Origin of the sequence: Polaribacter vadi, assembly GCF_018861005.1 — a bacterium.
Taxonomy (GTDB): domain Bacteria; phylum Bacteroidota; class Bacteroidia; order Flavobacteriales; family Flavobacteriaceae; genus Polaribacter; species Polaribacter vadi_A.
This window is the reverse complement of the sequence record NZ_JAHKQL010000002.1, coordinates 166,770-187,269: the sequence shown is the minus strand read 5'-3', so window position 1 is coordinate 187,269 and position 20,500 is coordinate 166,770. Positions and strand designations below refer to the sequence as shown.

The window sequence follows — 20,500 nt, the reverse complement described above, 5'->3', positions numbered from 1 at the left end:
GTATCCGCGAGTTTTTTATGCTTTTAAATATAAATTATATTAAGACTCTGTTTCAGTTCTTGTTTCAGGTTTCTTTTCGCCTTTTACAATATTAATTGTAAGTTCATCTTTTACATCATCAAAATCCATAGAAATAGTATCGCCTTCAGAAAGTTTAGAATTTACTATTTCTTCAGCTAACGCATCTTCTATATATTTCTGAATTGCTCTCTTTAAAGGTCTAGCTCCATATTTTTTATCAAAACCTTTATCAGCAATATAATCTTTAGCTTTATCACTTAAATTTAAAGTGTAACCTAAATCAGAAATTCTACTTAAAAGTTTGTCTAATTCAATATCTATAATAGAGTGGATGTCTTCTCTTTCAAGAGCATTAAATACAATTACATCATCTATTCTGTTTAAAAATTCTGGTGCAAAAGATTTCTTTAAAGCGCCTTCTATAACAGATTTTGCGTGTGCATCAGCTTGTTCTTTTTTAGATGATGTTCCAAAACCAACTCCACCACCAAAATCTTTTAATTGACGAGCACCAATATTAGATGTCATAATAATTATGGTATTTCTAAAATCGATTTTACGACCTAAACTATCAGTAATATGGCCATCATCTAAAATTTGCAACAGCATATTAAACACATCTGGATGCGCTTTTTCTATCTCATCTAATAAAATTACAGAATATGGTTTTCTACGAACTTTTTCTGTTAATTGACCACCTTCTTCATAACCCACATAACCTGGAGGTGCACCAATTAAACGTGAAATAGCAAATTTTTCCATGTATTCACTCATGTCAATTCTAATTAAAGAATCATCAGAATCAAATAATTCACGAGCTAAAACTTTTGCTAATTGAGTTTTTCCAACACCAGTTTGTCCTAAGAAAATAAAAGAACCAATTGGTTTGTTTGGGTCTTTTAAGCCCACTCTATTACGTTGAATTGCTTTTACAACCTTAGTTACTGCTTCATCTTGCCCAATTACTTTACCTTTAATCATTCCTGGTAATTCATGTAGTCTATGGCTTTCTGCTTCTGCAACTCGATTAACAGGTATACCAGTCATCATAGAAACTACTTCTGCAACATTATCTTCTGTAACAATCTCTCTGTTTAATTTAGAGTCATCTTCCCATTGTTTCTGAGCAGAATTTAAAGCAGCCTCCATATTCTTTTCATCATCTCTTAACTTGGCAGCTTCCTCGTATTTTTGTCCATTAACGGCTTTAGTTTTACGATCTCTAATAATCTCTAATTGAGATTCTAACTCTAAAACTTGTTTAGGAACAACAATATTGGTAATATGAATTCGAGAACCAGCTTCATCTAAAGCATCAATTGCTTTGTCTGGTAAGTATCTATCTGTCATATACCTATTTGTTAATTTTACACAAGCTTCAATTGCATCGTCTGTAAAATCAACATTATGATGTTCTTCGTATTTACCTTTTATATTCTGTAAAATTTGAATAGTTTCTTCAACAGTAGTTGGATCTACAATTACCTTTTGAAAACGACGTTCTAAAGCTCCATCTTTTTCGATATTTGTTCTAAACTCATCTAAAGTTGTAGCACCAATACATTGTATTTCTCCTCTTGCTAAAGCTGGTTTTAACATGTTAGATGCGTCTAAAGAACCAGTTGCACCACCTGCACCAACTATGGTATGAATTTCGTCAATAAAAAGAATAATATCATCATTCTTTTCTAATTCATTCATTAAAGCTTTCATTCTTTCTTCGAACTGACCTCTGTATTTTGTACCTGCAACTAAGCTAGCTAAATCTAAAGAAACCAACCTTTTATCAAATAAGATTCTTGATACTTTTCGCTCAACAATTCTAATAGCTAAACCTTCTGCAATAGCAGATTTACCAACACCTGGTTCACCAATTAACATTGGGTTATTTTTCTTTCTACGACTTAAGATTTGAGAAACTCTTTCTATTTCTTTTTGACGCCCCACAACAGGATCTAATTTGCCTTTTTCAGCTAAATCTGTTAAGTCTCTACCAAAATTATCTAAAACAGGAGTTTTAGATTTTTTTGCTGTTTTGCTTTTTTGAGATTGCTCAAAAGGGTTTGGTTTTTCTGATGCATATTCATCATCAGAAGGAGTTTCTGCTATTGGGTTTGCAGGTAAATCTAAATCAGAATTATCTACATGTAACTGTTTGTATAATGCTTTTGCTTCATCATAATTTACGTGATATTTTTGAATCAACTTTGTTGTTGGGTCATTTTCATTACGCAAAATACAAAGTAGTAAGTGGGCTGTATCAATAGCATCACTTTGATATAATTTAGCTTCTAAAAAAGTTGTTTTTAACGCCTTTTCTGCTTGCCTTGTTAACCGTAAACTAGGTTTATCTGTTACTTCTGTAAATGTTGGGTTTGATGGATTAAGTTGCTCCAATTTTTTACGCAATAGCATTAAATCAACATCAAATGTTGTTAATATTTCTATTGCTTTTCCTTCGCCTTTTCTTATCAAACCAAGTATTAAATGTTCTGTTCCAATAAATTCATGCCCTAATCTTAAAGCCTCTTCTTTACTGAAAGTGATTACATCTCTAACTTTTGGTGAAAAATTATCGTCCATATTTCTTTCTATCTAAAATTGATGTGTTGTAAATTTAGTCCTTTTTTTGTCAAAATAATTACAAAAAAGATGCCATTGTATAAAACTGACAGTTTGACCTGCAATACAAGATAGAAAACTATTGTAAATCAGGCAAATAAAATAACGTTAAAAATTATTAAAAAATGTTGATAACTCTGCTGTTTCTAAGTGTTAAAACCTTTGAAAAAAGTACAAGAAATAGTATCTTGCCTTGTTTTAAAAATTAGATAATTATTAATAAGAATTATATATGGCAGAAGGCGAAAAGTTAATTCCAATTAACATTGAAGAGCAGATGAAAGCTGCATACATTGATTACTCAATGTCAGTAATAGTTTCAAGAGCATTACCAGATGTAAGAGATGGTTTAAAACCAGTGCACAGAAGGGTTTTGTATGGGATGCATGAATTAGGAATTAAAGCTACTGGAGCTTATAAAAAATCAGCAAGAATTGTTGGGGAAGTATTAGGTAAGTATCATCCACATGGAGATACTTCTGTATACGATTCTATGGTAAGAATGGCACAAGATTGGAGTGTGCGTTATATGATGGTAGATGGCCAAGGAAACTTTGGTTCTGTAGATGGTGATTCTCCTGCAGCAATGCGTTATACTGAGGTAAGAATGCAAAAAATATCAGAAGAAATGTTAGCTGATATTGAAAAAGATACTGTAGACCATTCTTTAAATTTTGATGATACTTTACAAGAACCAACTGTTTTACCAACTCGTATTCCTAATTTATTAGTAAATGGAGCTTCTGGTATTGCTGTTGGTATGGCTACAAACATGGCGCCTCATAACTTAACAGAAGTTATAAATGGTACTGTTGCTTATATAGAAAATAGAGATATTGAGATAGATGAATTAATGCAACACGTAACTGCTCCAGATTTTCCTACAGGAGGAATTATCTATGGTTATGATGGCGTAAGAGATGCTTTTCATACTGGTCGTGGGCGAATTGTAATGCGTGCCAAAGCTAATATCGAAGAAGTTAAAGGACGTGAGTGTATTGTTGTAACTGAAATTCCTTACCAAGTGAATAAAGCAGATATGATTAAGAAAACTGCTGACTTGGTAAATGATAAAAAAATTGAAGGTATTTCTAACATTAGAGATGAGTCTGATAGAAATGGAATGCGTATTGTTTACATTTTAAAACGTGATGCAATACCAAATATCGTTCTAAATAAACTGTTTAAATACACGCAATTACAGACTTCTTTTAGTGTAAATAATATTGCATTGGTTAATGGTAGACCAGAGCAATTAAATTTAAAACAATTAATTCATTATTTTGTTGAACACAGACATGAGGTTGTTGTTCGTAGAACAGAATATGAATTAAAGAAAGCAGAAGCTAGAGCACATATTTTAGAAGGATTAATTATAGCTTCTGATAATATTGATGAAGTAATTAAAATTATTAGAGCATCTTCTAATGCTGATGAAGCAAGAGCAAGTTTAATTGAACGTTTTGAGTTAACAGAAATTCAAGCAAAAGCAATTGTAGAAATGCGTTTGCGTCAATTAACAGGTTTAGAGCAAGATAAATTACGTGCTGAGTATGATGAGATTATGATAACTATTGCAGACTTAAAAGATATTTTATCTAATGAGCCAAGACGTTATCAAATAATTACTGATGAGTTATTACACATCAAAAGTAAATATGGTGATGAACGTAGATCTATTATAGAATATGCAGGTGGTGATATGCGTATAGAGGATATGATTCCTGATACTAAAGTTGTAGTTACCATTTCTAACGCTGGTTATTTAAAGCGTACAAACCTTGAAGAGTATAAAGTTCAGAATAGAGGAGGAAGAGGTCAAAAAGGTGCAACAACAAGAAATGAAGATTTCTTAGAGCATTTATTCGTTGGTACAAATCATCAATATATGATGTTCTTTACTCAAAAAGGTAAAGTTTTCTGGATGCGTGTTTATGAAATTCCTGAAGGTGGTAAAAACACCAAAGGTAGAGCAATGCAAAACTTGATTAATATTGAGCAAGATGATAGCGTTAAAGCATTTTTGGTAACTCAAGATTTAAAAGATGAAGATTATGTAAATAGTCATTACGTAATTATGGCTACCAAAAAAGGACAGGTTAAAAAGACATCTTTAGAGCAATACTCAAGACCAAGAACTAATGGTATTAATGCAATTACCATTAAAGAAGGTGATGAGTTGTTAGAAGCAAAATTAACTACAGGAGATAGCCAAGTAATGTTAGCTTTAAAATCGGGTAAATCTATTCGTTTTGAAGAAGCAAAAACAAGACCTATGGGTAGAACAGCTTCTGGTGTAAGAGGTATTACTTTACAACATGAAAATGATGAAGTAATTGGTATGGTTGCTGTAAATGATATGGATAGCAACATTCTTGTAGTTTCTGAAAAAGGATATGGAAAACGTTCTAGTTTAGAAGATTATAGACTTACAAATAGAGGAGGTAAAGGTGTTAAAACCTTAAATATATCTGAAAAAACAGGTAATTTAGTAGCCATTAAAAATGTAGACGATTCTAACGATTTAATGATTATTAATAAATCTGGAATTATTATTAGAATGGCTGTTGAAGACTTACGTGTTATGGGACGTGCAACACAAGGCGTGCGTTTAATTAATATTAAAGAAGACGATAGTATTGCAGCTGTTGCCAAAGTTGTAAATGAAGAAGATGCAGATGAAGAAATAGAAAATGGCACGGATATTGAAAATAGTACAAACGAAAATCAAGAGTAACAATAAATTTAAATACAGTAAAATGAAAAAACAAATATTAGCACTTTCATTAGGATTGATGTCAATTGGAATGTTCGCGCAAAAAAATGAACTAAAAGCTGCAGAGAAAGCCATTAAAAAGAATGACTTTAAGACAGCGAAAGCAGCTATTCTTCCTTTAGAAAGTATGGAAGGTTCTATGGATGCAAAGTACGAAGCTAAATATTATTATTTAAAAGGTGCTACGTATGGAAAAACTAATGTTGAAAAAGCAGCAGAGGCTTACAACAAATTATTTGAAGTAGAAAAAGCTAGTGGTAGTTCTAAATACACTAAAATTGCTACACCAAAATTAAATGAATTAATTCTGTTTGTTTCAGAAAAAGCAATTAAAGCCTATAGTACAGATAAAGATTATAAATCTGCAACTAAAGATTTTTACTTGACTTATAAATTAAGTCCTAGTGATACTACTTTTTTATACAATGCAGCTGTAAGTGCTTCTTTAGAAAAAGATTATGATACTTCTTTAAAATATTATAATGAGTTGCAAAAATTAGGTTACACAGGTATTTCTACGCAATATTTAGCCGTAAATAAAGCAAGTGGGGCTACAGAAAATTTAGGCACAAAAGAGAATAGAAACACAATGGTTAAGTTTGGTACATACACAAACCCAACTGATAAAGTTTCTGAATCTAAGCAGCCAGAAATTATTAAAAACATTGGTTATATTTTAATAAACCAAGGTAAAAATGATGAAGCAATTGTAGTTATTCAAGAGGCTAGAAAGTCTAATCCAAAAGATTTAAACCTTTTATTAAACGAAGCTCAACTTTACATTAAATTAAAACAAATGGATAAGTTTGGTGAATTAATGCAAGAAGCAATTGAGTTAGACCCTACAAACCCTTCACTTTTCTTTAATTTAGGTGTTGTAAATCAAAATGAAAAAAAGACTGAAGAAGCTATTAAATATTACAAAAAAGCAATTGAATTAAAGCCAGATTATGGAGATGCTTACATGAATTTAGCTGTAGCAATTCTTGCAGGAGAAGAAGCTATTGTTGAGGAAATGAACAAAAATTTATCTAACTTTAAAAAGTATGATGAGTTAGAAGGTAAGCAAAAAGAATTATACAGAGAGGCTTTACCTTATTTGGAAAAAGCAGATGAATTAGGTAGAACAGAAGATACTGTTAAGTCTATTTTAAATATTTATGATCTATTAGAAATGACTGAAAAAGCAGATGCTTTAAGAGTTGTTTATAAAGAAATGAGAGGTCAATAAAAAAGACTTTTTATAAAACAAAAAAAACCGAAATTGTTAAGTTTCGGTTTTTTTTATATTAATTTTTTGATGACTCTTAATTTATGAGTATGTGTTTGTAAATCGCTATTAAAAATTCCACTATGATCTAAAGTATCAATTCTAACTTTACCATAAGCATGAATAATATGGTAATCTTTTAAGATGATACCAACGTGAATAATTTCTCCTTCCTCATTATCAAAAAAGGCTAAATCACCAGGTTCACTTTCTTCTATAAAACTTAAAACTTCTCCTTGTTTTGCTTGTTCATTCGCGTCTCTAAATAATTTATGACCACATAATTTATACACCATTTGTGTAAAACCAGAGCAATCAATACCAAAAGGAGTTTTACCACCCCATAAGTAAGGTGTATTTATGAAAATAAATGCGGTTTGTATAATTTCATTTCTAGACTGTACTCGAGAAAAGATCTTTCCTTCAAATTGAAACTTTTTTTGGTTTATAGAAAAACGCTGGTTTTCATAAAAAGGTAACTGAGCACCTAATGGAATCGTTAATAAATTATTAGAAGTATCAGTAATATAATCAATAACTTCACCAGAATAAATATGGGTTTGCTCACTTATTTTATGAAATAATTCTTCGGATATTTCTTCGAATTGTTTATTGTCTATAAAGCCTTCGTATTCATCAAAAGACAATTTAATTTTACTCCAATTTTTATCTTTTTCAAGAATGGTAAAATATTCACCAAACAAAACCTGACTAACCATTTCTGATTGGTCTGTAGATTCTGCTCGTAAAGGAACAATACTTAAATTACAAATTCCGTACAAATTATTGAATAAAATTAGATGCGTTCTATAATTAATGCACTTGCACCACCACCACCATTACAAATAGTAGCTGCACCAATTTTGGCATTATTTTGTTTTAAAATAGAGGTTAAAGCAATTACAATTCTTGCTCCAGAAACTCCTAATGGATGCCCTAAAGAAACAGCACCACCATTTACGTTGGTGTTTTTATCACTAATACCTAATATTTTCATATTTGCTAAACCTACTACAGAAAAAGCTTCATTAAATTCAAAATAATCTACATCATCAATATTTAAATTTGCTTTTGTTAATGCTTTTGGTAAAGCTTTAGAAGGTGCAGTTGTAAACCATTTTGGTTCGTGAGCAGCATCTGCATAACTCACTATTTTTGCAAGTGGAGTTAGGTTTAACTCAGCAGCCTTTTTAGCAGACATTAAAACCAAAGCAGCTCCACCATCATTTATAGTAGAGGCATTTGCAGCTGTTACAGTTCCATCTTTTGTAAAAGCGGGTCTTAAAGCTGGTATTTTTTCCATTTTTACATTCTTGTACTCTTCATCCGAAGAAAAAATAATAGGCTCACCTCTTCTTTGTGGAATTGAAACTGGTACAATTTCATCATCAAATTTACCTTCACTCCAAGCTTTTGCAGATCTTTCGTAAGATTGAATTGCAAATGCATCTTGGTCTTCTCTAGTAAAATTATACTCAGTAGCACATTCATCTGCACAAACACCCATAGCAATTTTGCCATAAGCATCTACTAAACCGTCTTTTTGCATACCATCTTCCATAGTAATTGCTCCAAATTTAGAACCAGTTCTTGCATATTGATAATGAGGAATCAAGCTCATATTTTCCATACCACCAGCAATCACAATGTCAGCATCACCTAAAGCAATTGTTTGTGAAGCTAACATAATCGATTTCATGCCAGAAGCACAAACTTTATTCACGGTTGTACAAGGTACAGTATCTGGTATGCCAGCATGAATTGCAGCTTGTCTTGCAGGTGCTTGTCCTAAACCAGCAGAAACCACATTACCCATAAATACTTCTTCTACAAGGTTGGCATCTAAATTAATTTTTTCTAAAGCACCTTTTATGGCTTTTGCCCCTAAGATTGTTGCTGGTATTGTAGATAAACTCCCCATAAAACTACCAATAGGCGTTCTTGCTACAGATACAATTACTACATCATTCATAAAATAAATTTAAGGTAATTTTTAAAAAACAATATGCTAAAATAACCATTTTAAATCAAAAAGAAATCTTAATGGAATTGTAATTTTTTGGCTTCGTATATTTACTGTAAGTTTGTTTAATAAATAGTATTGTTTATGAGTGATTTAGTAAATAAAATTTATAGGAATAATACCATCATCTATAAGGTTATTTTGTTTTTAATAACCACAATTGCTATCGTTTATTTATTTCCTAAAGGAGGGCAATTTAAATATGATTTTAATAATGGGCAATTATGGAAATACGATAATTTATATGCAAATTTCGATTTTGCTATTCAAAAAACAGAAGAAGAAATTGCCATAGAAAAAAGGCAAATAAATACAGAAGCTAAATTATATTTTCTTTATGATACCCAAGTTTTAACCTCAGTAAATGAAAACTTTAAAAGTAAAATTAAGCTTATTAAAACAAATGATTCTTTATCTATAGATGATGTAAATAAACTTAAAAAATTAGGGGAAAATATAATAGATAAGGTATACCAGTATGGTTTTTTAGAAGTAGTAACTGAAAATAGAGTAACAAATTATGATGAAATTATTGCATTAAAAAAAGACAATGAGGTTCAAGATATTGTCTTTAAAAATTTATTAAAATCTAAAGATGTTTTATCGATAATAAAAAGTGATTTAAGTGACGAACTTGGTTTGTATAAAAAAAATATCTTGATAGATATTCTAGCAAAGATTATAAAACCTAATGTTTCTTTTGATAAAATTTATACTGATAAAGTAATTGAGAAAGAAATAAGTAATATCTCTTACACCAAAGGTAAGGTAGAAGAGGGGGAATTAATTATTTCTAAAGGAGATTTTGTTGAAGGAAAAAAACTAGCGATCTTAAATTCTTTAAAAAGTGAATCAGAATCTAAAGTTTGGACAGATTCAAATTATAATTGGATTGTTTTCGGATATACAATATTAGTTTCTTTAGCCTTACTAATGTTGCTTCTTTTTTTGTTTAAATATAGAATAGAAATATTTGAAAATAACAATAAAGTAACCTTTATCTTTTTTAACGTCTTTGCTATTATATTTATACAGACTTTAGTTATCAAGTACAATTCAGAATATTTATATGTTGTGCCTTTAAGTATCTTACCAATTATTATTAAAGCCTTTTTTGATGCACGTTTGGGACTTTTTACTCATGTTTTAACAGTCCTGCTATTAGGTTATATTGTACCTGATAGTTTTGAGTTTATTTATTTACATATTATTGCAGGTATCGTAACAATTCTTACAGTTTCAGAATTGTATAAAAGAGCAAACTTGTTTATTTCTGTAGCTCAGATTACCTTAATTTATATGTTAACTTATTTTGCTTTTTCTATTATAAAAGAAGGTAATGCATCACAAATAAATTTCACCTATTTTATGCTGTTTGCTGCAAATGGTTTGTTGTCGTTTTTGTCAATTATCATTATTTACATTTATGAAAAACTATTTGGTTTAGTTTCTGATGTTACTTTATTAGAATTATCGAACACAAATACCAAATTATTAAGAGAGCTAAATGAAAAAGCACCTGGTACGTTTCAGCATTCAATGCAAGTTGCCAATTTAGCAGAAGCAGCCGCTAATGAAATTGGCGCAAATTCTATGTTGGTCAGAACTGGTGCTTTATATCATGATATAGGTAAAATGTTAAACCCTAAGTATTTTATAGAAAATCAATCTACAGGAGTAAATCCACATAATGATTTGTCTCCAAGAGATAGTTCTACTATAATTACAAATCACGTTATAAAAGGAGTAGAAGTAGCTAAAAAATACAATTTACCAGATAGAATTATTGATTTTATTAGAACACATCATGGTACAAGTGCTACTTATTATTTTTATAAGAAAGAACAAGAATTAAATCCAGATATTAAGGTTGATATTAAAAAATTTCAATACCAAGGGCCAATTCCTTTTTCTAAAGAAACAGCTATTTTAATGATGTGCGATGCAGCAGAAGCTGCTTCTAAAAGTTTAAAAAAACCTACAGCTGTATCTATCAGTGATTTAATCGATAAGATTATTGATAAACAGATGGGAGATAATCAGTTTTTAAATTCAGATATTACATTTAGAGAAATTGAAGTAATTAAAAAAGTAATTAAGAAAAAGTTGATGAACATTTATCATTTAAGGATAGAATATCCTGAATAAAAAAAAGTATGATAAAAAACGAAAAAAGTTTTGGTAAATTGTAATTCTAATATTACATTTGCACTCGCAATTTATTTCAAGCAATCGATGTTTGAAATTTTTGGAGAGGTGGCAGAGTGGTAATGCAGCAGATTGCTAATCTGTCGACCTTTTTGGTCGCCAGGGTTCGAGTCCCTGTCTCTCCGCAAAATTGCACTCGGGGTGTAGCGTAGCCCGGTCATCGCGCCTCGTTTGGGACGAGGAGGTCGCAGGTTCGAATCCTGCCACCCCGACATTGTTTTCGTAGAAACATAAAAACTACGGGCTCTTAGCTCAGCTGGATAGAGCACCTCCCTTCTAAGGAGGCGGTCGAAGGTTCGAATCCTTCAGGGCTCACTTAAACCACACTATTTTTAGTGTGGTTTTTTGTTTTCATCAACTTTTATTTTTTTTAATTGATGTAAAACTCGGATCAAGTCTAAAAGTTGTGGGGTTTTAAAATTATACATAAATATTTGTTAGTCTAAAAAAGAAGAATTCTATATTTCTAACCTCTCTAAATTGAGTTCTAAAAGCTTTTACTTAAGCATTTAAAGATTCTGCTGAAGCGTTTGTACTTCAATTAACAAAATAATTTAGAAATTCTTATTATGAATAGTCATTGTTCTAGCAATACTATTAAAACTTTTAAACTGTGTTTGATTCACTTTATTATCTAATTTAGCAAGTCTAATTAAAGCAGAAGTTTTGTTCTTTGTTTGATTATAAATCCATAATAAATTTTACAGAGTTTGTAAGCCTGTGCAAATTTTATTTTAAAAGAGATTTTTTTTTGAAATATAAGTAATTTGCTTATTGGGTAATTTTTAATTTGTTTTTATATTTACAGTGTAGTTAAGAAATATATTCTTTTTACAAAAAACAAAAAAGTTATTAATTTCTAATTCCCCCAATTATGAAAAGAGATTATAAAAAACAGTTCTTTATTTTACTTATTTGCACATTAGGTATGTGTATTTCAGGTAAAAACTTAATAGCTATAGAAAGCATTAGAACCTTATTGGATGCTTTAAATGCAATGACCTTTTTTACATGTTTTTTTCCTTTTATGATTAATGCTTTGGTTTTAATTCGTAAAGGCTTAAGATACCTTATCAAATTAGCAGCTCATTAAATAATATTATTAAATTTCAGTAAAAACCCCCATATACTGTTGTTCTGAATTTTATTTGATTACGTTGTTATCCTTAAATATTATAGAAAACAGAAACTAAAGATTAATTTTAAATCTTTAGTTTCTGTTTTTTTAATTTTAAAATATAAGTAATATGCTTATTTTAAGTTTCCTTAATCTACTATAATTTTGAAATGCAGTAGATATTAACTTATAATCCTCCGAATATGAAGCAAAATAGTATAAAACAAGTCGTTGTAATTCTAATTTGTTTAATAGGTTTATATTTTTCTGGTCAAAACTTAATAAAAATTTCAGGTATTAAATCTTTATTAGATGCTTTAAATGCCATGGTCTTTTTTACATGTCTTTTTCCTTTTTTAATCCTTACTTTATCTTTAATTAGTAAGAGTTTAAAATTTTTAATTAGGTTTTCTACTGATTAATTTTTTAAGAATATAATAAGGAAAGAGTTAATAAAGCTTTAAATGTAAACATAAAATTAATTCAAATCAATACATAATTCAACTTTAAACTTCACAGAAATGTGAAGTTTTTTTTTGAGGAGAGTTTAAAATTAATTGAGCGAAAGAGTTTATTTATTCGTCTAAACTTTATTTACATTAATCGAATTTTAAATTTTAAACTTAGTTAAATAGCTATTTTTGAGGTGTCAATAAGATTAATTAATACCCTTTTCTATGAAATCAATAAAAAAAATAACGGTTATTACACTTATTTTAGTTGGTGTTTTATCTTTTTCTAAGTTTGAAAACCAACCAAGAAAGTCAAGTCTAAATTTAACAGAAGTTAATGTAGAAGATTTACTATCAAAAGAAGAGTTAGGTTGGAGACCTTCATCTAAAGTTATGTTTTATGTAAATACTGAGATTGTTAAAAAATCTAGAGGATTTTCAGAAATTAAAGCAAATGTATATGTTTTAGATAGAATATCTGGAGCAACAAATTTGTTAACTAGTAATAATATTTTATTACCATATTATAAAGGATCAGTTATAAGACATCAAGTAAATAATGAAAATCTATTAGAATTAAAAAACGGAGATAAAATTATAGCAAATAATATAAACTCTACATATAGTTTAAATGATTTAATGAAATATAGAACTATCTATGAGAGTTATATTAGATCTACAAATAAACTATTAAATATAAATAGAGTATAAAAATAAGGTTAGTGGTTTAGGTTAAATTAAACAGCCCCAAAAGTTTTACTTTTGAGGCTGTTTTTTATTTAGTTCTATTTTTCAATATGGGTTTTAGTAATAATAATAGAATAAAACAATTACCTTACTAAAGATTCTTGTTAAGTAATTAATAAAAAGCACAAAAGAAATAAAGAATGATAGTACAATACTAAAATCAGTAAAAGAATTAATATCTTTAAGTTTAAATATATATTCTTCATCTTTTTAAGATGATGGTAGAGGCTATTATAAAAGAATAATCTGCTGAACTGTAATTTTATATTTGGCTTACTTTTTTTTATTAATATTATATTTGATCTTAAACTGAGTTATTTTCTATTTATTTTGAAACAAAGTTTTTACAAAAGTCATTAAAACTAAAAACCTTTCGTTTATTTAATTAGAAAATTAAACAGACGAAAGGCAGAATTTAAGCACCCTTAAAATTAACTTAACTTCTTCTTTTTCTTTGATTATTTGTGCTAGATTTTTTACTTGTTGTATTTGTTTTTCTTTTCGATTCTACTTTTTTAGTAGATGTGTTAGAAGTTTTTTTACCTGAATCTACTTTTCTACTTACAGTGTTCGTATTTCTTTTAACATTCGTATTTCTGTCATTTCTATTGCTAGAATAAGTATTATTTCTATTTGTAGATTCTCTTTTGTTTATATTACTTTTTCTATAAGTATTGTTGCTGTTTCTTTTAATTGTATTAGATTTTCTAACAGTTACAGCAGGTTTTCTTCTTTTAAGAATAGTACTTCTTTTACCGATTTTAGCATTTGGTTTTGCTCTGTAGTAATAAAAGTTTCTATCTTCTCTTATCTGAGTATAATTTCTTCTAAAATCGTTATGATTAAAAAAAGTATGATTATAATTAAATACATCACCAAAACTAACATTAAATCGAATACCATTATTATAGTAATAATCCCTAACACTACCATTAAATATTGGATTTCCCCATCTATCATAATCAACTCTAAGATTACCAACATCTGTTAATCGATCTCTGTAGTACCTTATAGAAATATTACCAATTCTAGTTACATTTCCTCTAAAATCATAACTCAAGGTTACGTTATTAATTCTTCTAATTCTTCCTCTAAAATCTCTATCAATTCTAGCTTGTCTGCTATTATAGTTTGTATCAAAATCAAAATCACCATTGGTAAAAATATAGAATTCAATTCCGTTTTCAAAGAAATTTACAGCGTTATTGTAAGAGTAATTTACCCTAAAATTTAAATTCTCTTCACCATTTTTGGCTTCAATAGTTGAAACCATCATGAACATTCCTAATAATATAAGTACACCTTTTTTCATAATATGTGGTTTAAAGGGTTTTGCCTACTCTTGTTGCTTTTCGGCTTTCGCATTTGTTGATGTATTTTCAAAAGGCGTGCCAAAAATTATTTTTAGATTTTATGTATGATGTTTTTAGGTTGTTATGTATTTGATATTAAGGTTTTTATAATTATGTAAAAAAGTTTTTATATAAATCGAATACTGCAAGTAATTTTTTTTATAATTTACGACTTAAAATAAAAATATACTTAATGATAGCAGCTATTGAGGAAAATTTACAAAGAGGAATTAAATTATTATCAACTATTTCAGATGATGAATATTCTAATAATACAATTCCGCCTTATTTTTCTAGTATTGGTTGCCACATGCGTCATATTTTAGATGTATTTACTTGTGTTTTTAATGGGTTTTCTGATAGAATTATAGATCTTACTTTACGAGAAAGAAACGAAAGTATAGAGTTGTATACTACAAGTGGAATAGCTTATTTTAATTCTATTTTAAAGAAAATTAAGAATATTTCTGAAAAAGATTTAATTACAGAAGTTACGGTTATTGATGATTTAGGTAAAGGAAAAGTTTCTTCAAGATCTACTTTAGGAGCTGTTTTAATGCAAACCCAGAGTCATGCAATTCATCATTTTGCAAGCGTTGGTTATATTATTAATCAACTAGAAATCGAATTACCAGATTCAGATTTTGGCTATAACCCTTCTACACCTAAAAAGGTAGAAAACTAAGATGTTTTAGAAAACATTAACACTTTTAATTTATTTGTTGGCATTTGTTTTGTACTTTATATAGATAAATAAATTTTAAATTTAAAATATGATTTACTCAAAATATAAAGATACCTTATTAACTATATCTATTATGCTGTTTAGTTTGCCATTCTTGGCTCAAAATAGTACTGATATTTTAGATAAGACCTATATTTATACAAATAATTCTTATAACAAAAAAAAAGTTGATTTACCTATAGAATTAAATAGAGCAATTAAGCCTATAAAAGAAATAGAAGATGCAAAACTACAAGTTGCATTAGAAAAAGAAATTTACAAAAATAAAACTTGGAGTCGTTTAATTAGATCTAATCAAATGTCTGTGGCTATTGTAGATTTAAATGATAGTACCTCATTTAAATATGCTGGGATTAATGATAATTTTATGATGTATGCAGCCAGTTTGCCTAAAATTGCCATTCTTCTAGCGGTAATGGATGCCATTGATAAAGGAGAATTAGAATATACAACAGAGCTGAAAAATGATTTACGTTTAATGATTAGTAAATCAAACAACAGAGCTTCAACAAGAAATATAGATAGAGTTGGTTATAAAAAAATTGAAGAAGTTTTAAGAGCACCAAAACATAAATTATATGATGAAGAAGTTGGTGGAGGTTTATGGGTTGGTAAACGTTATGCCTCTGCAGGTAAAAGGTATCCAGATCCTATAAAAGGGTTAAGTCATGCAGCAACAACAAGACAAGTATGTAGCTTTTATTATCAGTTAGCTTTGGGTAATTTAATTAGTACAGAACGTTCTAAAGAAATGTTAGAAATTATGAAAACACCAGAGTTGCACCATAAATTTGTAAATACTTTAGATAGAATTGCACCAAAGGCAGATGTTTATAGAAAATCGGGTTCTTGGCGAAATTATCATTCAGATTCTGCTTTAGTTTGGGGGCCAAACAGAAAATATATTATTGTGGCTTTAATTCATGATACTTATGGTGAACAAACAATAAGAGATTTGGTTATACCATTAGAAAAAGTATTAAAAAATTCACGTTCTTTATAGTCTTAAAAGAACTATAGAAAATTGAAAAAAATAATATATAAAACATTCGGATTAAGAGATGGAGAAATTTTCATCTCTTTTTTAATGCAGTTGTATATTTTTTTAATCATTACTGTACTGCTTATTGTAAAACCCACAGTAAATGCAATGTTTGTTTCTAAGTTAGGAGCAGAAAATTTACCTTATGGTTATTTACTAGTAGCTATTACTGCAGTTTTTACTACTTATTTTTATAGCAAAGCTATAAGAAAACACTCGTTGGTTAAAATTACAGTGTTGTCGCTAATTGTATTTAGTGCTGTCTTTATTGTTTTAGGCGTGCTTTTTAATTTAGAGATTATCAATCAGTTTATTCTCTATTTTTATTACGTATTTGTATCGCTTTTTGCAGTAGTTGCTACATCACAATTTTGGATTTTTGCCAATATGGTTTTTAATGCCAGAGAAGCAAAAAGAATCTTTGGTTTTATAGGAGCAGGAGCCATTGCAGGTGGTATTTTTGGAGGTTATTTAACCAGTATTATTGCTGCTAGTTTTGGTAAAGAATACACTATTTTTTTAGCATCAATTTTATTATTGCTTTGTATTCCTATTCTTAATAAGGTGTATTATTTAAGAATTAAATACTTAAATACCTTTAAAAGAAAACAAGTAATTGAAAATCAAGATCGTTTAGAAAGTTCTTCTTTAAAATTAATATCAAAATCTAAGCACCTAAGTTATTTAGCAATTATTACAGGTATAAGTGTTGTAGTAGCTAAATTGATAGATTTTCAGTTTAGCGATTTTGCTAACAAAGCCATTTCTAATTCAGATGATTTAGCCGCTTTTTTTGGTTTTTGGTTTTCTACTTTTAATGTGGTTGCGCTTACAATACAATTATTATTAACCAATAAAATTTTAAATAAAATAGGCGTTTCCTCATCACTTTTAGTACTTCCTTTAACTATTGGTCTAGGTAGTTTACTGTTTTTAACGTTTCCAGAATTGTGGGTATTGATTATTATAAAAGGTATAGATGGTAGTTTTAAACAAAGTTTAAATAAAGCAGCTGTAGAGTTGTCTATAATGCCAATTCCTTTGCATATTAAAAATCAGGCAAAATCTTATATTGATGTTGCTGTTGATAGTATTGCAACAGGATTGTCTGGTTTTTTATTAATCTTTTTCATTAAAGAATTAAATTTAAGTTCGTCATACATTACAGTAATTGTATTACTCTTTGTTTTTATTTGGATACTACTCATCTACAAATTACGAGAAGCTTATTTCGATTCTTTTAAAAAAAATATTCAGAAGAATTTATCTTTTATTGATGAGAAAAAAGAAAAACCAAAAAAAGAAAATAACCTTTTAGACATAAAAAATGTTTTTGAAAACGGTAATGAAGAAGAAATTTTAGCAATGTTCGATCGTTTAAAAGACTATAAATTTAAGATTTTCCAAAAATCAGTTATTCAACTTTTAAGACACCCATCATCTAAAATAAAAGTAGCAGCTATCGATTTTTTAGATGCTTTTGATGATAATAATATTTTAGATGATGTTGTTGCTTTTATTTATGATAAAGATGAGACTTTAGTATACGTTGCCTTAGATTATGTTTTAGAACATTCAAACCAAAGAGATACTACTTTTTTTAATAGGTATTTAGATCACCAAGAAGAGTATATAGCAAATGGTGCTTTATTAGCCTTGGCAAAACAGAGTAAAAATAATTATAATTTAGGCAAATATTATCACCTAAAAAATAGGTTAGAGCTTAAGATTGATAAGTATATAGTAAATAGAGATGCTGTAAGAAAAGAAATCGTAGCTGGTCTTTTATTAAGTATTGCCTATTCTGGTTTGGAAAATCATTATGGCTTTATTGCAGAACATTTAAAAAATCAGAAACCTTATATTATAAAATTTGCAACAATAGCGGCAGGTATAACTTCTCAAGAGATTTTTATAAAAGATTTACTGAATTTATTGGATAAAAGAAGACATCGAAAAAGGGCAATTAGAGCTTTAAAGAGTTATGGGCCTAAAATTATTAATGTTCTCTTATCATTAGAAAAAGAAGACGATTTAAATTCTAACATAAGAAAACAGGTTCCAAAAATTGTTGGAGCTTTTCAAAATGAAAAATCTGTTCATATTTTAGAGAAAATTTTAAAAAGCGTAAACTCAACCAGTAGGCTAGAAGCTACTAAAGCTTTACGAAAAATTCATAAAAAGGATTTAGATTTAGTTCCATCAAAACGTATCATCAGAAAACAAATTGCAAAAGAAAGTGGTTATTACAAGCATATTTTAGAGTCTATAATATCCATTCAACACCTAATTAATAAAGATTTAGTTGATGAAATTAATAACGAAAACCAAACCATTTATGAAGGCAGAAAAATATTAAGTGTTGCTTTAGAGCAAGAACTTAAAAAATCGTTTTCAATTATTTTTAATTTACTGAGTTTGTTATATTCAGAAGAAGATATTCAAATTACATTTAATGCTATAAAAAGCAATCATAAAGAAGCAAAAATTAACTCTTTAGAATTGTTAGAAAATCTTTTAGACAGTTCTATAAAAGCATTAGTAGTGCCTATTTTAGAGCACGAAGTTTTAGATGATGATCATTATAATACAGCTACAATACCATTTATAATTCTTACAGAATTAGAATTGCTAAAAAAGCTAATGAAAGTAAGTGGAAGTGGAGTAAGACAATCAGCAGTGAATTATATTAGAATTTCTAAAAACAAGACCTTAATACCTGCTTTATTACCAATAAAAAAGTATCGCAACAAAATTGTAAAACAACTTGCTTACGATACTTTAAAAATGCTAAGAAATTTATAATTTTTAATGGTCTGAAGATTCTTCTTTATCTTCTATGTACTTTTCTTCTTTAATTTCTGGTTTGTTAATATTGGCAGTTTCATTTATAACATCATCTATTTTACTAGCCAAGTACATATGTGCGCCTGCAGAGTTTTTATTTAAAACATTGGTCATTAAACAGACAATATATTTTACTCCATTTTCGTGTTCTACAATTATTACAGAGTTCATATAATTAAAAACATTACCTGCATAACTGGCACAATCTGGATCTTTTTCTCTATCGCATTTGTAGTAACTACCAGATTTAAAATAAACAGCAGCATCATCTAATCTTGGCGATTTTGCATAACGAATTCTACGATCTGTTAAATACAATAAACGCTTCATTTCTAAACTAGATGCTTTGTCAATAACTTTACCTTGCTCTAGTTTTACTAAAAATTTCATTAGTCCTTTTGGTGTACCAATACTTCCTCCTTTTCTACCAACATATTTTCCTGGAGGTCTTGTAAATAAACCACCCAATCTCCATTCATCTTCTCCAATTCCTAAATCTCTTAAAGGTCGATTTACAACTGTATTTGCTAAGTTAGTTAAAGAATCTCTAGGGGTTTCTTCAAAATATTTTTCGGCTTTTTCTTCATCCAAAAAGAAATAATCTTGTTTAAAAGCAGCCATTAACATTGCTTCTCTGTACATAATACTGGCAGCACCATTGTTACTTACAGAAACCATATGATCTAACCATTCAAATAAAGAAAATTCATCGCTTGCAATAACTTGTCTTTTGGTTAATTTATCATTTTCGATATCATAAATTGGTATGGTATGATGATCGCCTAAACCCCAATACCTACTTTTAACTTTAGTGTTTTTTAGGTAAGCAACTCTTTCTTCATAAGAATCTGGACACAACTTTGCAAGTTGATCAAAAACAGCTAATAAAACTGCAATTTTACCTACACTTCCTGGTTGATAACCCACATTTTCTCTGTGTTCTGCATACCTTAAATTATCAGGATTACTCATATCCATAATGGCTAAAGAATAATTACCTTGTGGTGTAATTCGTTTTATTCTTCGGTCAAAATCACTATCAACAGTAAATAAATTTTCTACACTATCTGTAGGTTTGTTGGTTAGGTTTAATTTAATATCAGCCCATTTTTTATAAGCTCCTTTTGGTATTCTTGTGTATTTTACACTGTCTTTTTGAAACTGTCTTATTTGGTACAATCTTTTAATACCTGTATACTCATAGCCATCAATAGGATAGTAGCTAATGAAGCCAAATGAGAATGCAATACAAATAAGAATTAGGATATATTTTTTCAT

At 28.8% G+C, this 20,500-nt stretch carries 13 protein-coding genes and 3 tRNA genes; 11 read left to right on the top strand and 5 right to left on the bottom strand.

What is annotated here, in order from left to right; genetic code table 11:
* Positions 1 to 39 precede the first annotated feature (39 nt).
* On the bottom strand, positions 40 to 2,604 hold the full coding sequence (locus tag KO506_RS01635) for an ATP-dependent Clp protease ATP-binding subunit (RefSeq protein WP_215993162.1): 2,565 nt from the start codon (positions 2,602 to 2,604) through the stop codon (positions 40 to 42).
* A gap of 271 nt (positions 2,605 to 2,875) precedes the next feature.
* Here KO506_RS01635 and gyrA point away from each other — a divergent pair, with 271 nt between their 5' ends.
* A complete protein-coding gene (gene gyrA / locus KO506_RS01630) occupies positions 2,876 to 5,380 on the top strand; it encodes a DNA gyrase subunit A (protein ID WP_215993161.1) in 2,505 nt (834 codons plus the stop codon).
* Between the two features lie 22 nt (positions 5,381 to 5,402).
* A complete protein-coding gene (locus tag KO506_RS01625; protein WP_215993160.1) occupies positions 5,403 to 6,650 on the top strand; it encodes a tetratricopeptide repeat protein in 1,248 nt (415 codons plus the stop codon).
* Between the two features lie 53 nt (positions 6,651 to 6,703).
* On the opposite strand, the gene KO506_RS01620 is transcribed toward KO506_RS01625, so the two are convergent.
* Both KO506_RS01620 and KO506_RS01615 read right to left on the bottom strand, forming a co-directional pair.
* On the bottom strand, positions 6,704 to 7,471 hold the full coding sequence (locus KO506_RS01620; RefSeq protein ID WP_215993159.1) for a C40 family peptidase: 768 nt from the start codon (positions 7,469 to 7,471) through the stop codon (positions 6,704 to 6,706).
* 14 nt (positions 7,472 to 7,485) lie between these two features.
* Positions 7,486 to 8,661, bottom strand: coding sequence for an acetyl-CoA C-acyltransferase (locus KO506_RS01615; RefSeq protein WP_215993158.1), 1,176 nt, complete (start codon positions 8,659 to 8,661; stop codon positions 7,486 to 7,488).
* Positions 8,662 to 8,796: 135 nt separating this feature from the next.
* On the opposite strand from KO506_RS01615, the gene KO506_RS01610 reads away from it, so the two are divergent.
* The 6 genes from KO506_RS01610 (at position 8,797) to KO506_RS01585 (ending at position 13,200) form a co-directional block, all read left to right on the top strand.
* Complete coding sequence (locus KO506_RS01610; protein WP_215993157.1) at positions 8,797 to 10,860, top strand: HD family phosphohydrolase; 2,064 nt, start codon at positions 8,797 to 8,799, stop codon at positions 10,858 to 10,860.
* Between the two features lie 102 nt (positions 10,861 to 10,962).
* Positions 10,963 to 11,045: transfer RNA gene (locus KO506_RS01605), tRNA-Ser, on the top strand.
* Between the two features lie 12 nt (positions 11,046 to 11,057).
* Positions 11,058 to 11,132: transfer RNA gene (locus KO506_RS01600), tRNA-Pro, on the top strand.
* Positions 11,133 to 11,161: 29 nt separating this feature from the next.
* Positions 11,162 to 11,235: transfer RNA gene (locus KO506_RS01595), tRNA-Arg, on the top strand.
* A gap of 559 nt (positions 11,236 to 11,794) precedes the next feature.
* Positions 11,795 to 12,013 (top strand): hypothetical protein, encoded by a 219-nt coding sequence (locus KO506_RS01590; protein WP_215993156.1) that lies wholly within the window; start codon positions 11,795 to 11,797, stop codon positions 12,011 to 12,013.
* Between the two features lie 701 nt (positions 12,014 to 12,714).
* On the top strand, positions 12,715 to 13,200 hold the full coding sequence (locus tag KO506_RS01585) for a hypothetical protein (protein WP_215993155.1): 486 nt from the start codon (positions 12,715 to 12,717) through the stop codon (positions 13,198 to 13,200).
* A gap of 472 nt (positions 13,201 to 13,672) precedes the next feature.
* On the opposite strand, the gene KO506_RS01580 is transcribed toward KO506_RS01585, so the two are convergent.
* Entirely contained in the window at positions 13,673 to 14,548 is an 876-nt protein-coding gene (locus KO506_RS01580) for a hypothetical protein (protein WP_215993154.1), read from the bottom strand.
* A 233-nt stretch (positions 14,549 to 14,781) separates the two neighbouring features.
* Between KO506_RS01580 and KO506_RS01575 the strand changes: the two genes are divergently transcribed.
* From KO506_RS01575 to KO506_RS01565, 3 genes are all read left to right on the top strand, one after another.
* Complete coding sequence (locus KO506_RS01575) at positions 14,782 to 15,273, top strand: DinB family protein (RefSeq protein WP_215993153.1); 492 nt, start codon at positions 14,782 to 14,784, stop codon at positions 15,271 to 15,273.
* Between the two features lie 88 nt (positions 15,274 to 15,361).
* Complete coding sequence (locus tag KO506_RS01570) at positions 15,362 to 16,336, top strand: serine hydrolase (RefSeq protein WP_215993152.1); 975 nt, start codon at positions 15,362 to 15,364, stop codon at positions 16,334 to 16,336.
* Positions 16,337 to 16,357: 21 nt separating this feature from the next.
* Positions 16,358 to 19,180, top strand: coding sequence for an Npt1/Npt2 family nucleotide transporter (locus KO506_RS01565; protein ID WP_215993151.1), 2,823 nt, complete (start codon positions 16,358 to 16,360; stop codon positions 19,178 to 19,180).
* A 3-nt stretch (positions 19,181 to 19,183) separates the two neighbouring features.
* On the opposite strand, the gene KO506_RS01560 is transcribed toward KO506_RS01565, so the two are convergent.
* The gene (locus tag KO506_RS01560) at positions 19,184 to 20,500 is read right to left on the bottom strand and encodes a serine hydrolase (RefSeq protein WP_215993150.1); all 1,317 of its coding nucleotides are present in this window, start codon (positions 20,498 to 20,500) and stop codon (positions 19,184 to 19,186) included.

What these genes read in the sequence shown, in the direction of transcription:
- KO506_RS01625 (WP_215993160.1), top strand. Translation starts at nt 5,403, where the DNA reads ATGAAAAAACAAATATTAGCACTTTCATTAGGATTGATGTCAATTGGA.
- KO506_RS01635 (WP_215993162.1), bottom strand. Translation starts at nt 2,604, where the DNA reads ATGGACGATAATTTTTCACCAAAAGTTAGAGATGTAATCACTTTCAGT.
- KO506_RS01610 (WP_215993157.1), top strand. Translation starts at nt 8,797, where the DNA reads ATGAGTGATTTAGTAAATAAAATTTATAGGAATAATACCATCATCTAT.
- KO506_RS01575 (WP_215993153.1), top strand. Translation starts at nt 14,782, where the DNA reads ATGATAGCAGCTATTGAGGAAAATTTACAAAGAGGAATTAAATTATTA.
- KO506_RS01580 (WP_215993154.1), bottom strand. Translation starts at nt 14,548, where the DNA reads ATGAAAAAAGGTGTACTTATATTATTAGGAATGTTCATGATGGTTTCA.
- KO506_RS01570 (WP_215993152.1), top strand. Translation starts at nt 15,362, where the DNA reads ATGATTTACTCAAAATATAAAGATACCTTATTAACTATATCTATTATG.
- gyrA (WP_215993161.1), top strand. Translation starts at nt 2,876, where the DNA reads ATGGCAGAAGGCGAAAAGTTAATTCCAATTAACATTGAAGAGCAGATG.
- KO506_RS01585 (WP_215993155.1), top strand. Translation starts at nt 12,715, where the DNA reads ATGAAATCAATAAAAAAAATAACGGTTATTACACTTATTTTAGTTGGT.
- KO506_RS01560 (WP_215993150.1), bottom strand. Translation starts at nt 20,500, where the DNA reads ATGAAAAAATATATCCTAATTCTTATTTGTATTGCATTCTCATTTGGC.
- KO506_RS01590 (WP_215993156.1), top strand. Translation starts at nt 11,795, where the DNA reads ATGAAAAGAGATTATAAAAAACAGTTCTTTATTTTACTTATTTGCACA.
- KO506_RS01615 (WP_215993158.1), bottom strand. Translation starts at nt 8,661, where the DNA reads ATGAATGATGTAGTAATTGTATCTGTAGCAAGAACGCCTATTGGTAGT.